Origin of the sequence: Nonomuraea antri, from assembly GCF_013283785.1 — a bacterium.
Taxonomy (GTDB): domain Bacteria; phylum Actinomycetota; class Actinomycetes; order Streptosporangiales; family Streptosporangiaceae; genus Nonomuraea; species Nonomuraea antri.
Map to the genome: position 1 here is coordinate 15,762 of NZ_JABCPZ010000153.1, position 11,415 is coordinate 27,176.

Annotated in this window: 15 protein-coding genes; 10 read left to right on the top strand and 5 right to left on the bottom strand. The window is 71.3% G+C overall.

All coding sequences use genetic code 11. The features are described 5' to 3' along the window. Positions 1-46: 46 nt before the first annotated feature. The 4 genes from HII36_RS59325 to HII36_RS36710 are packed head-to-tail and all read right to left on the bottom strand — an operon-like array spanning position 47 to position 1,938. Entirely contained in the window at positions 47-310 is a 264-nt protein-coding gene (locus HII36_RS59325) for a hypothetical protein (RefSeq protein ID WP_407940846.1), read from the bottom strand. Further along, a complete protein-coding gene (locus HII36_RS36700) occupies positions 213-587 on the bottom strand; it encodes a hypothetical protein (protein WP_173527922.1) in 375 nt (124 codons plus the stop codon). The genes HII36_RS59325 and HII36_RS36700 overlap by 98 nt, the downstream gene beginning before the upstream one ends. Further along, complete coding sequence (locus HII36_RS36705; RefSeq protein WP_173527923.1) at positions 584-1,483, bottom strand: sigma-70 family RNA polymerase sigma factor; 900 nt, start codon at positions 1,481-1,483, stop codon at positions 584-586. Before HII36_RS36705 ends, HII36_RS36700 begins: the two co-directional genes overlap by 4 nt. 26 nt (positions 1,484-1,509) lie before the next feature. After that, the gene (locus tag HII36_RS36710) at positions 1,510-1,938 is read right to left on the bottom strand and encodes a VOC family protein (RefSeq protein WP_173527924.1); all 429 of its coding nucleotides are present in this window, start codon (positions 1,936-1,938) and stop codon (positions 1,510-1,512) included. Positions 1,939-2,120: 182 nt separating this feature from the next. On the opposite strand from HII36_RS36710, the gene HII36_RS36715 reads away from it, so the two are divergent. The 5 genes from HII36_RS36715 to HII36_RS36735 all read left to right on the top strand — a co-directional run bounded on the left by HII36_RS36715 (position 2,121) and on the right by HII36_RS36735 (position 5,898). Then, on the top strand, positions 2,121-3,518 hold the full coding sequence (locus HII36_RS36715; RefSeq protein ID WP_173527925.1) for an FAD-dependent oxidoreductase: 1,398 nt from the start codon (positions 2,121-2,123) through the stop codon (positions 3,516-3,518). A 94-nt stretch (positions 3,519-3,612) separates the two neighbouring features. Continuing rightward, a complete protein-coding gene (locus HII36_RS36720) occupies positions 3,613-3,999 on the top strand; it encodes an ArsR/SmtB family transcription factor (RefSeq protein WP_173527926.1) in 387 nt (128 codons plus the stop codon). Between the two features lie 279 nt (positions 4,000-4,278). After that, positions 4,279-4,704: an ATP-binding protein gene (locus HII36_RS36725; RefSeq protein WP_173527927.1), complete on the top strand. Its 426-nt coding sequence runs from the start codon at positions 4,279-4,281 to the stop codon at positions 4,702-4,704. Positions 4,705-4,870: 166 nt separating this feature from the next. Beyond that, positions 4,871-5,518 (top strand): permease prefix domain 1-containing protein, encoded by a 648-nt coding sequence (locus HII36_RS36730; RefSeq protein ID WP_173527928.1) that lies wholly within the window; start codon positions 4,871-4,873, stop codon positions 5,516-5,518. Between the two features lie 59 nt (positions 5,519-5,577). Further along, positions 5,578-5,898: a PadR family transcriptional regulator gene (locus HII36_RS36735; RefSeq protein WP_173527929.1), complete on the top strand. Its 321-nt coding sequence runs from the start codon at positions 5,578-5,580 to the stop codon at positions 5,896-5,898. 41 nt (positions 5,899-5,939) lie between these two features. Here the strand turns inward: HII36_RS36735 and HII36_RS36740 are convergent, their stop codons facing one another. Beyond that, entirely contained in the window at positions 5,940-6,569 is a 630-nt protein-coding gene (locus HII36_RS36740) for a TetR/AcrR family transcriptional regulator (protein ID WP_173527930.1), read from the bottom strand. A gap of 108 nt (positions 6,570-6,677) precedes the next feature. Here HII36_RS36740 and HII36_RS36745 point away from each other — a divergent pair, with 108 nt between their 5' ends. The 5 genes from HII36_RS36745 (at position 6,678) to HII36_RS36765 (ending at position 11,292) form a co-directional block, all read left to right on the top strand. Beyond that, positions 6,678-7,676, top strand: a complete 999-nt coding sequence (locus HII36_RS36745; protein WP_173527931.1) for a zinc-binding dehydrogenase — start codon at positions 6,678-6,680, stop codon at positions 7,674-7,676. A gap of 152 nt (positions 7,677-7,828) precedes the next feature. Next, a complete protein-coding gene (locus HII36_RS36750; protein ID WP_173527932.1) occupies positions 7,829-9,112 on the top strand; it encodes an alpha/beta hydrolase family protein in 1,284 nt (427 codons plus the stop codon). A gap of 244 nt (positions 9,113-9,356) precedes the next feature. Next, positions 9,357-9,755, top strand: a complete 399-nt coding sequence (locus HII36_RS36755) for a DUF1048 domain-containing protein (protein WP_173527933.1) — start codon at positions 9,357-9,359, stop codon at positions 9,753-9,755. Continuing rightward, positions 9,755-10,519: an ABC transporter ATP-binding protein gene (locus HII36_RS36760; protein ID WP_173527934.1), complete on the top strand. Its 765-nt coding sequence runs from the start codon at positions 9,755-9,757 to the stop codon at positions 10,517-10,519. Before HII36_RS36755 ends, HII36_RS36760 begins: the two co-directional genes overlap by 1 nt. Before the next feature lie 11 nt (positions 10,520-10,530). Next, complete coding sequence (locus HII36_RS36765) at positions 10,531-11,292, top strand: ABC transporter permease (protein WP_173527935.1); 762 nt, start codon at positions 10,531-10,533, stop codon at positions 11,290-11,292. The last annotated feature ends 123 nt before the right edge of the window (positions 11,293-11,415 follow it).

Consider the following 11,415-nt stretch of genomic DNA (forward strand, 5'->3'; position numbering starts at 1 on the left):
ATCGGGACCACGCCCGGCCAATCGTCACCGGGTCGGGGCGGCCGGGCTACGACGCGGTCCGGACGAGTTCGGCCATGTCCTCCAGCGGGAGGGCGGGGTTCGCCGCGGCCGCGTACGCGATCTGATCGTCGGCGTCGTGCAGGAGTGCCCGCAGCCGGGGGACGGGCAGTCGCGGGTCCTGGGCCGCGGCCGTCCTGACGCCGCGTTGCTCGTCATGGCTCAGCCGCTCGACGGTCTCCGCGGTGGTCAGCGGATCCAGCAGGGCCAGGCGCCGGTGGTGCGGGTCGGGCGAGCCGGCGAGACGGGCCAGGCCCGACCGTGGAAAACCGGGCCGGCCAGCGCACCCGGAGAACGGGATCCCGGGCGAGCCTCGACCGGGTCCCCGCCGAGACGTGCGGGTTGACGGCGAAGCACTCCCTGACCCTGACCTCGGGATGCCCGATCAAGGCTTCCGCCACCCGCTCCGGCAGCCCGGACCGCCACACCAGGAACGGCAGCACGTCGTCGGGCACCGGGGACCGGAGCAGCCTGAGCATCAGGGACTCGGGCAGCGCCGGGTTGACGGCCAGGCCGGACAGCGCGTTCACCGTTCTCCCACCACCTCCGGCGCCGGTTCCGGCAGGTTCATCATGGCCAGTTTGCCCGGGTCGATCCAGGCGTCGATGCCGGCGATCCGGTCACCGGCGACGGTGAACGCGAAGACCGAGAGCGGCGTCCCGTCCTCGCGCCAGGAGACGAATCCCGGCAGCCCGTCGACGAGCACCGGCCGGTGCCGCGCCGCCGCGCCGGAGAAGCGTTGCGCGCCGGCGACGACCTTGGTGGCGCCGAGGGTGACGAAGACGCCGTCGTGGGTGTCGACGGTCAGCTTCACCTCCGGGTCGAGCACGCGCAGCAGCCCCTCGAAGTCGCCGCCGCGCACGGCCGCCTGGAAGGCGTCGACCACCTCGCGCCGCCGCCGTCCGCCGGCCGCCGGACGCTCGGTGACCTGTACTTTCCTGCGGGCGCGGCTGGCGAGCATCTTGGCCGCGTCGGCGGACTTGCCGAGGATCCTGCCGATCTCGTCGAACGGCACCGCGAACAGGTCGTGCAGCACGAACGCCAGCCGCTCGCCGGGCCGCAGCGATTCGAGCACGACGAGCAGCGCGAGCCCGACCGAGTCGGCGAGCGCGGCCTCGTCCTCCAGCGCGGGGCCGTCGTCGGCCGTCACGACGAGCTCGGACAGCGGGTCGTCGTAGGCGGCCTCCGGCCAGTGCCGGCGCGATCGCAGGACGTCGAGGCTGATCCGGCCGACGACGGTGGTCAGCCAGCCGGCCAGGTTGCCGATCGCCGCCGCGTCCTGACGGGACAACCGCAGCCAGGCCTCCTGGACGACGTCCTCGGCGTCAGCGTGCGAGCCGAGCATCCGGTAGGCCACCGCGCGCAACCGGTCGCGCTGCGCCTCGAACGCCGTGGCCACCGGGTCGGCCGGGCCGGGGTCGAACATGTGATCACCTTTCTCGGCGCGATCCATCATGCCCGATCGACCTCCCCGGACTCCGCCGCCGGCTCCGACACCGGCGGGCGGCGGCGCTGGCGGAGCGAGATGCGGTTGCCGTCCGGATCCGTCGTCTCGATCCTGACGCCGAACGGGTAGTCCACCGGCTCCGGCTCGTCGAACGTCACGCCGCGCCGGCCGAACTCGATGAAGTCCTTGCGCAGGTCGTCCGATTCGAGGATGAGCGTGCCCGGCGGCTGCCCCTCGATCGGCCGCGCCGCGGCGGACGGGTGCGACCAGAGCAGGATCTCGACCGGGCTGCCGGGGACGCCCACGGTGAGGAAGCGTCCGTCCGGCCCCCGGTAGTCAGCGCGCCGCTCGAGGCCGAGCCCTTCCGCGTAGAACCGCAGCGCGCGGTCCTGGTCGGTCACGTAGATCGTCACGTACATGATGCTGTTCAGCACTCTGTTCTCCGTTTCGTTCGCGGTCGGTCGTCATCGGTATGACGGGAGGCGGCGGGAGAACGTAACGACGCACACTGCTTAGACAGATCTCTAATTTGACTTCTATCTAACCAAGGGCGCATGATGGCTCTTGATTAGATGAACGTCTAACTCACCACGCGTGCCCAACCTGGAGAGCCGTCATGAGTGACAGTTGCTGCGGTACCACCACGATCGAGATCGAGCGGTTCCCGCTCCGGCAGGCCGGCGCGCTGCCGGTCGTCGTGATCGGCGCCGGGCCCGTCGGCCTGGCCGCCGCCGCCCACCTCGCCGAGCGCGGCATCGACTTCCTGCTCCTGGAGGCCGGCGAGCAGGTCGCCGCCTCGGTCGCGCGGTGGGGGCACGTCCGCGTGTTCAGCCCGTGGAAGTACGACATCGACGCCGCCGCCCGCCGCCTGCTGGAGTCCGACGGCTGGACCGCCCCCGACGGCGACTGGCTGCCCACCGGCGCCGAGCTCGTCGACGACTATCTCGCCCCGCTGGCCAAGCTGTTCGGCGACCGGGTACGCCTCGGCGCGAAGGTGACCGCGATCAGCCGCCTCGGCTACGACCGGGTGCGTACGCCGGGCCGCGAAGCCGCGCCGTTCCTGATCCGCCTGGCCGACGGCGGCGAGCTGCAGGCGCGCGCGATCGTCGACGCGTCCGGCACCTACACCAGCCCGAACGTGCTGGGCGCGAGCGGCCTGCCCGCGCACGGCGAGGGCGAGGTGGCCGTCGACCACGCGCTGCCCGACGTGCTCGGCGCCGACCGTGACCGCTACCAGGGCAGGCACACGCTGGTGATCGGGGCTGGACACTCGGCCGCCACCACCCTGCTGGCCCTGGCCGAGCTGCCGGACACGCCGATCACCTGGGCGATCCGCGGCGGCGGCGCGGGACGCGCCTACGGCGGCGGCGACGCCGACGCGCTCCCGGCCCGTGGCGCGCTGGGCACCCGGCTGCGGGCCCACGTCGAATCCGGCCGCATCACGCTGCTGACCGGCTTCTTCACCCATCGCGTGACCGCCACGACCGAAGGCGTCGAGGTGATCGGCCGCGACCCGTCCGGGCACGAGCAGCGCGTGACGGCGGAGCGCGTCGTCAGCGCGACCGGTTACCGCCCCGACCACTCGATCGCCGCCGAGCTGCGCCTGGACCTGGACCCGGTGCTCGGCTCCACCCGGCGGCTCGCCCCGCTGATCGACCCGAACGAGCACTCCTGCGGCACCGTCCCGCCGCACGGCGTGGACGAGCTGGCCCACCCCGAGCCCGGCTATTACGCGGTCGGCGTCAAGAGCTACGGCCGCGCGCCCACGTTCCTCATGGCCACCGGCTACGAGCAGGTGCGTTCGGTGGTGGCCGCGCTGGCCGGGGACTGGGCGGCCGCCCGTGACGTGCGGCTCGACCTGCCCGAGACCGGCGTGTGCTCCTCCAACCTGGCCGAGGCCCAGGAGCGGCGCGTCGGGCTGGCCACCGGCATCAGCGGCGGTCTGCTGTCGGCCCCGATCCCGCTGGCCACCGTCGGCGCGAGCGCCGAATCCGGCGGCGGCTGCTGCGGCTGACACCCCTGGGCGTGGTGAGGGCCATGGCGGCGTTCGCACGGCTCGGTCGCTGCCGCCTATAATTTAGACCGGCATCGAATTAAGGAGTCGCGTCATGGCCGCCCCCTCGCCCGCCGGCGCCCAGTGCTGCGCGCCGATCGCCCGCGAGCCGCTCTCCGAGGACGCCGCCGTCGAACTCGCCTCGCTGCTCAAGGCCGTCGCCGACCCGGTACGGCTGCGCCTGCTGTCGATGATCGGCTCCCACGCCGGCGGCGAGGCGTGCGTCTGCGACCTGACCGACGCCTTCGACCTGACCGCCCCCACCATCTCCCACCACCTCAAGGTGCTGCGCACCGCCGGGCTCATCGACGGCGAACGCCGCGGCACCTGGGTCTACTACCGCATCGTCCCCGAGGTGGTGAACAAGCTCGGCGCCCTGTTCACCCCGCTCGCCGCGCCCGCACCGGCCCGAGTGCTCCAGAACCTGATCCAGGAAGTTTGAATGGGTTTACCGGTGGGACGATAGGTAACGGAACGTAGTCCACAGGGCTGCCCCGGACCTCGGTGGTCCTCCATCCTCCCGATCCGCGAGCACGCGGAGAAAGTGTGAGGGCCTCCGATGCATCTCGGCAGCACGCTCCCCGTTCTCGTCCTCGCCCCTCCGGCACCTCGCGCGGACGCGCCGCCACCCGCCATGCGCGCGGCGATGCGGCCGATCCGCGTGGTCGCGCCGTCACCCGCCGAACCCCGGCTCGTGTGCGGCGACGCACCGGTCTGAGCCGTGCCCGGCGACCCACTCGACGACGGGCCGCCGCTGATGACGCGGCGGTTCACCCGCGGCGACCTGTTCGAGGTGCGCCGCAGCCTGGCCGATCACGTCGCCGGGCAGGGGCTGACCGGGACGCGCGCCCAGGACTTCGTGCTGGCCGTGCACGAGAGCATGACCAACGCGATCGACCACGGCGGCGGATCCGGCCAGCTCCAGCTCTGGCGGACCGACCGGCTGCTGTGCTGCCAGATCAGCGACAAGGGCCCCGGCATGCCGGACGGGCGGCACGACGGCTTCCTCGACGGCTGCCGGCTGCCCGACCACGACAGCGTGGGCGGACGCGGCCTGTGGATCATCGCTCAGCTCAGCGACGTGGCCCACGTCGTGAGCGGCGCCGGCGGGACAGTGGTCCAGATCGCCGTCCGGTTACCCGGCTGAGCGGGCCGGCGCAGGTCGGCGACCGGTACCGGCTCGCGGGCACCGTACGCCCGTGGCCACCGGAGGGCGGCTCACATCCGTCGGCTCGATCCTGGCAAGATCGAGTAAAGTGAGCTCCGGGGGAGCGTCCGAGGTCGTCCGCCGGGGGTATCCGAGGAGGCGGTGCATGAGCCGGAGCTCGATCGACTCCTACCTCGCCGACCTGAAGCACGACCTGCGCGGCCCCCGCCGGCTGAAGGCGGAGTTCCTGCAGGAGGCCCGCGACAGCCTCGACGACGCCGTGGAGGCCCTGCGGGAGGAGGGCCACGACGATCGCGAGGCCGAGTCGCTGGCGCTGGCCGACTTCGGCACGCTCGCCGAGGTCTCCCCGGCCTACCAGCGCGAACTCGCACTGGCCCAGGCCCGCCGCACGGCCTGGTGGTTCGCGCTCGTCATGGCGCTCCAGCTGTTCCAGGCCAAACAGAGCTGGCGTGACACCGGCGCCTGGTCCGACAGCGAGCCCCACCCGCTCTACCTGGTGTTCATCCAGGTCTGGGGCTACGGCCAGATCCTCTTCGTGGGCCTGGCCGGGGTCACGATCTTCATCTTCGGCCTCGGCACGCGTTACGTGGACGCGCCGTGGCGCTTCGCCAGGCTCACCGGCCTGGCCACCCTGATCATGCTCGTGCTGAAGGCCGGGGTGTCGGTCGTCCTGCTGCTGACCACGCCTTATCTGGCCGCGAGCATCCTGTCGGAGCTGTCGCCGAGCGCTCCCGGGTCGCTGCTGGCCACCGCCGACCTGGTACGACCCAACCGGTCCGTCCTGTATCCCTGATGACCAGGGCCGCGGGTTTCCTTCCCGGGCGGCCGAGGCCGCATATGTAGAATGCCGACATGAAGCTCGACACAGTTCGAGGGCATCTGGATGCGATGGTGCTCGCTGTGCTCGAACCCGGTCCGCTCCACGGCTACGCCATCATCAGCACTCTCCGATCCCGCGGCGGCGGCTCTCTCGACCTGCCCTCGGGCACGATCTATCCCGCGCTGCGGCGGCTGGAGCGCGCCGACTACGTGGCCGGCGCCTGGAGCGTCGTCGGCGGGCGCAAGCGCCGCACGTACGAGCTGACCCAGGCGGGGCGCCGCGCGCTGGCGAACGAGCGCGACACCTGGAAGAGGTTCGGCGACATCGTCGAGGTCGTGCTCGGCTCCGACTGACCGCCACGGCCCGCGAGAGGGTCGGCGAACGGCCGAGGCTCCTACCTCGTGCGGGTCTGGTCCGGCGGGCGGGTGAGTGCCTCCCAGGCGGCCATCGCGCAGGTGATGACGGTTTCCAGTTCCGTCCGGTCGGCGCCGTCGCGGGCCTGGATCGACAGGCCCTGCACGACGGTGGTGTAGTAGCGGGCGACGGCGTCGAGCGTGGCGGGCGCGGCGGTGAGGTCGCCGTCGGTGACACCGCGCGCGAGCCGGTCCCTGATGAGGACGTGCATGCCGCGACGCAGGTCGGCCAGGAACTCGCGGACCGGGTGGTTCTCCTCGGCCCCGGTGGGGGCGGCCAGGATGAGCATGCAGTAGTGGGGGGCGTCGGAGCGGGTGATCTCGTCGGCGGTGGCCCGCAGCATGGCGTGGATCGCGGCGCGCGCGGTGGGCTGCTCGCGCAGGGCGCGCCGGGGCGGTTCGCCGGAGGTGGCGCCGTAGAGTGCCATGACCTTGCGGAACAGGTCCTCCTTGGTGCCGAAGCAGGCGTAGATGCTGGCCGAGGCGATCCCCATCGCGTGTGCCAGGTCGTTGAGCGAGGTGCCTTCGTAGCCCCGTTCCCAGAACACCGTCAATGCCTGGCGCAAAGCGGTGTCGGGGTCGAAGGTGCGGGGTCTGCCGCGTGCGGCCATCCGGCGGTCTCCCATTTGTTTGTCGTTCGATCAACTATACCTTGACCGGCACCGAGCGCACGTGCCACGGTTTGTTGGTCGTTCGATAAACAAAAGGAGCGGGTCTTCATGAGCATCCCTTCCACCATGCGCGCGCTGGAGCAGACGTCGCTGAACGGGCCGCAGGACCTGCGTCTGATCACCGACGCTCCCGTGCCGGCCCCAGGTCCTGGCGAGGTCCTGATCCGCGTCACCGCCGCCGGCGTCAACTTCGTCGACCTCTCCCAGGCGCATGGGCTGTTCCCGGGCGGCCCGCGCCCGCCGTACCTGGCGGGCGTCGAGGCCGCCGGCGAGGTCGTCGGCGTCGGCGCGGGCGTGACGGCCCTGCGGCCCGGCGCCCACGTCGTCGGGGTCGGCATGACGGGCGGCGCGTTCGCCGAGTACGTGGCGCTCCCCGCGGCCGGCGCGATCCCGGTGCCGGCGGGCTGGACCGACGAGCAGGCGCTCGGCCTGGTGGTGAACTGGCCGACCGCGCTGGCGGCGCTCAGGCCCCTGGGCGGGCTCACCGCGGGACAGACCGTGCTGATCCACGCCGCGGCGGGCGGGACCGGACAGGCCGCCGCGAGGATGGCCAAGCACTACGGCGCGACCGTGATCGCCACCGCCTCGACGGAAAAGCACGAGGTCGTGCGGGCCCTGGGCGCCGACCACGTACTCGACTCGCGCGGCGGCGACGTCGCGGCCGAGGTCCTGGCCCTGACCGGCGGCGCGGGCGTCGACCTGGTGCTGGAATCGGCCGGCGGCGACCTGCTGGAGGCCGGTCTGGCCGCGGCCAAGCGGGTCACCGGCCGGGTCGTCGTGTACGGGCTGGCGGGCGGCGAAGCCGCGATCACCAACCGGGACCTGGTCTACCGGCACCAGGTCCACCTGATCGGACTGAACATCGGCACCCTCATCCGGGCCACGCCACACCTCTTCGGCGAGGTCATGACTGAGCTGTTCGGCCTGCTCGCCGCCGGGGTCCTCGTCCCCGGCGAGCCCACCGTCCACGCGCTGGCCGAAGGGCCCAAGGCCCTCGCGGAACTCCAGGCCCGCGCCACCGTGGGCAAGCTCGCCCTGGCGCCCTGACCTGATCGGGCACCGAGCCGAGCACCGAGCACCGAGCCGCACGCCGGCGTGACATCGGTCGGTCCATCCGGGGGCGATCGCCGCACGAATCCTTTCTCAGCGCTTCGCAGGCGGGCGGCCGCCGGTCGCCCTGATCAGGAAGGACTCCAGCAGTGTCATCGAGACGCACCCTGGCGGTGCGGGGTTCGGCGCTGATCGCGGGCCTCGCGCTCGCGAGCGGGCTCACCGCGACCGCCCCCGCCGTCGCGGCGGAGCGGGCCGAGCTCACCGCGCCGGCCCTGACCGGCCAGTACGACGTCGGCACCACCGACCTCCACCTCGTCGACCGCTCCCGCCCCGATCCGTGGAAACCGGAACGGCGCAGGGAACTCATGGTCACCGTCACCTACCCGGCGGACCGGTCCGTCACGGGCCCGCGAGCCCCGTGGCTCACGCCCGGCATGAGCGCCGTCATCGACCAGGCCCTGGCGGGCAAGGGCCTGCTCGACCTCCCGGCCGGCTCCATCGACTGGGCTTCGGCGAAGCGGCGGGCCAGGACCGGCGTCCCCGCCGCGCCCGGCGCGCCGAAGCCGGTCACGCTCTTCTCGCCCGGCTTCGGCGCCCCGCGTGAGACGTACACGGCGATCATCGACGATCTGGCGAGCCGCGGCTACGTGGTCGTCTCGCTCTCGCACACCTACGAGAGCGCGGCGGTCGAGTTCCCCGGCGGACGGCTCGAACTCGCGGTCCCCGGCGACGACCATCCCGCCCTCGAGAAGAAGGCGCTGGACGCCCGGGTCGCCGACAGCAGGTTCGTCCTCGACCAGCTCACGAAGATCGCCAGGGGCGAGAACCCCGACGCGAACAAGCGCCCGCTCCCCCGCGGCCTCGGCCGGTCGCTCGACCTGACACGGGTCGGCGCCTACGGCCACTCCTACGGCGGGTTCACCGCGGGCGAGACGATGGTTCACGACCGCCGGATCGACGCCGGGATCAACCTGGACGGCGCGCTGGCGACCGCGTTCGGCTATCCCCCGGGCACTCCCTACGTGCCGGGCGAAGTCGCCAAGCGCGGCCTGAGCAGGCCGTTCCTCCTGATGGGCGCCGAGGGCGTCGACCAGAACGGCGAACCGCTCAAGCACACCCACCGGCATCCGGAGTTCGACCGCAGCTGGGCGGACTTCTGGGCCCGCCAGCGAGGCTGGAAGCGGGATCTGCTCCTGCGCGGCGCCAGGCACCTGTCCTACAGCGATCTGCAGGTCATCGTGCCGCAACTCGGCGCGCGCGTGACGCCGGAGCGGCGTGAGGCGGCCATCGGCGCCATCGATCCCCGTCGTTCGCTGGCCGCGCAACGCGACTACCTCGGCGCGTTCTTCGACCTGCACCTTCGCGGACGAGACCGGCACCTGTTCGACGGCGAATCCCCCCGGCACCCGAACATCGACTTCATCGACTGAACACTTCCTCACCAAGGCCCCGGCGGTGCACAGTCCCGCCGGGGCCTCCCCGTCAGCGGCCGTGTCAGCACGGCGACGGCCTGATGTCAGCGCCCGCGGCCAAAGTAGCCGTCATGAACGCGCACAGCGACCAGGCCGCACACCGCCCCACCCACCCACCTACTCGGTGTTGCTAGGTACTGGTAGTCAGTGTTACTTTATACCGGTAGTCAGCAGTACCGAGTAGCTGAAGGGGGACGTGGACATGCCCGCAGACTCGACCGAGCCCAAGAGCCGCTACCTGCAGTACCTGGAGGTCCTCACCGGGTCGCTGGAGGAGAAGAAGCGCTGGCGGCAGTACAAGGCCCGCGTCAAGCAGCTTCCCGGCAACTACCGCATCGCCGTCGAAGCGCTGGAGCGGTACCTGATGCACTTCGGGCCGGCCGACGGCCCGGGCGCGATGGGGATGTACGAGGACCTGGCCGACCTGTTCGAGCAGAGCGCGGCCGACGGCACCCCGATCCGCGACATCTTCGGCGCCGACCCGGTGGAGTTCGTCGAGGCGTTCATGGCCAACTACCCGCTCGGACAGTACAGAACCCGCGAACGCGACCGCTTCACGAACGCCGTCGAGCGGGTCGCGGAAGAAGACAGGACGAAGTGATGACGACCCAGCAACCCCCCGCGATCCAGGTGCACGGCCTGGAGAAGTCGTACAAGGACCTGCACGTGCTGCGCGGCGTGGACTTCGAGGTGGCGCGAGGCAGCATCTTCGCCCTGCTCGGCTCCAACGGCGCGGGCAAGACCACGGCCGTGAAGATCATGTCCACGCTGCTCAAGGCCGACGCGGGCACGGCCCGCATCAACGGCTTCGACGCCGCCACCCAGGCCGCGGACGTGCGCGAATCCATCAGCCTCACCGGCCAGTTCGCCGCCGTGGACGAGATTCTCACCGGCCGCGAGAACCTGGTGCTGGTCGCCAAGCTGCGGCACCTGAAGAACCCCGGCAAGATCGCCGACGACCTGCTCGCCCGCTTCTCCCTCACCGACGCGGGCGGCCGCAAGGCCTCGACGTACTCGGGCGGCATGCGCCGCCGTCTCGACATCGCGATGAGCCTGATCGGCAACCCGCCGATCATCTTCCTGGACGAGCCGACCACCGGGCTCGACCCCCAGGCCCGCATCGAGGTGTGGGAGGCGGTCAAGGAACTCGCCGCGAACGGCACCACCGTGCTGCTCACCACCCAGTACCTGGACGAGGCCGAACAGCTCGCCGACCGGATCGCGATCCTGCACGAGGGCCGGATCATCGTCAACGGCACCCTGGACGAGCTCAAGCGGCTGCTGCCGCCGGCCAAGGTCGAATACATCGAGAAGCAGCCCACCCTCGAGGACGTCTTCCTCTCCCTCGTCGGCGCCAAGTCCTAAGGAACCCCCTGATGAACAAGAACTTCTTCGGCGACACCACCACCCTGCTGGGCCGCTCCCTGCGCCACATCGCCCGCAGCCCCGACACCATCATCACCACCGCGGTCATGCCGATCGCCATGATGCTGCTGTTCGTGTACGTGTTCGGCGGCGCGATCAACACCGACTCCGACTCGTACGTGAACTACATGCTGCCCGGCATCCTGCTCATCACGATCGCCTCGGGCATCTCCTACACCGCCTTCCGGCTGTTCACCGACATGAAGGGCGGCATCTTCGAGCGCTTCCAGTCGATGCCGATCGCCCGCTCGTCGGTGTTGTGGGCGCACGTGCTGACCTCGCTGGTGGCCAACGTGATCTCGCTCGTGGTGGTCGTCCTGGTCGCCCTGCTCATGGGCTTCCGCTCGTCGGCCGGAATCACGGCGTGGCTCGCGGTGGCCGGCATCCTGATCCTGTTCACCCTGGCGCTGACCTGGATCGCCGTCATCCCCGGCCTGACGGCCAAGACCATCGACGGCGCGAGCGCGTTCTCCTACCCGCTGATCTTCCTGCCCTTCCTCAGCTCGGCCTTCGTGCCCACCGACACCATGCCCGGCCCGCTGCGCGCCTTCGCCGAGAACCAGCCGGCGACGTCGATCGTGAACGCCATCCGCGCCCTGTTCACCGAGCAGCCGATCGGCGACGACATCTGGATCGCGCTCGGCTGGTGCGTCGGCATCCTGCTCGTCGCCTACGTCTTCGCCATGAACACCTACCGCCGCAAGGCCTCCTAGGAGCTGTTTAAAGTTTGGATCATGTGGTTGAGGTGAGGAGTCTTAACCACATGATCGAGCCACGGAGGTAGAGCCCGGCCTCGTAGCTCTCCGGAGCTTTGTCATAGCGGGTCGCCAGGCCAC

What these genes read in the sequence shown, in the direction of transcription:
- HII36_RS36705 (WP_173527923.1), bottom strand. Translation starts at nt 1,483, where the DNA reads ATGTTCGACCCCGGCCCGGCCGACCCGGTGGCCACGGCGTTCGAGGCG.
- HII36_RS36755 (WP_173527933.1), top strand. Translation starts at nt 9,357, where the DNA reads ATGCCCGCAGACTCGACCGAGCCCAAGAGCCGCTACCTGCAGTACCTG.
- HII36_RS36730 (WP_173527928.1), top strand. Translation starts at nt 4,871, where the DNA reads ATGAGCCGGAGCTCGATCGACTCCTACCTCGCCGACCTGAAGCACGAC.
- HII36_RS36715 (WP_173527925.1), top strand. Translation starts at nt 2,121, where the DNA reads ATGAGTGACAGTTGCTGCGGTACCACCACGATCGAGATCGAGCGGTTC.
- HII36_RS36720 (WP_173527926.1), top strand. Translation starts at nt 3,613, where the DNA reads ATGGCCGCCCCCTCGCCCGCCGGCGCCCAGTGCTGCGCGCCGATCGCC.
- HII36_RS36760 (WP_173527934.1), top strand. Translation starts at nt 9,755, where the DNA reads ATGACGACCCAGCAACCCCCCGCGATCCAGGTGCACGGCCTGGAGAAG.
- HII36_RS36735 (WP_173527929.1), top strand. Translation starts at nt 5,578, where the DNA reads ATGAAGCTCGACACAGTTCGAGGGCATCTGGATGCGATGGTGCTCGCT.
- HII36_RS36745 (WP_173527931.1), top strand. Translation starts at nt 6,678, where the DNA reads ATGAGCATCCCTTCCACCATGCGCGCGCTGGAGCAGACGTCGCTGAAC.
- HII36_RS36740 (WP_173527930.1), bottom strand. Translation starts at nt 6,569, where the DNA reads ATGGCCGCACGCGGCAGACCCCGCACCTTCGACCCCGACACCGCTTTG.
- HII36_RS36765 (WP_173527935.1), top strand. Translation starts at nt 10,531, where the DNA reads ATGAACAAGAACTTCTTCGGCGACACCACCACCCTGCTGGGCCGCTCC.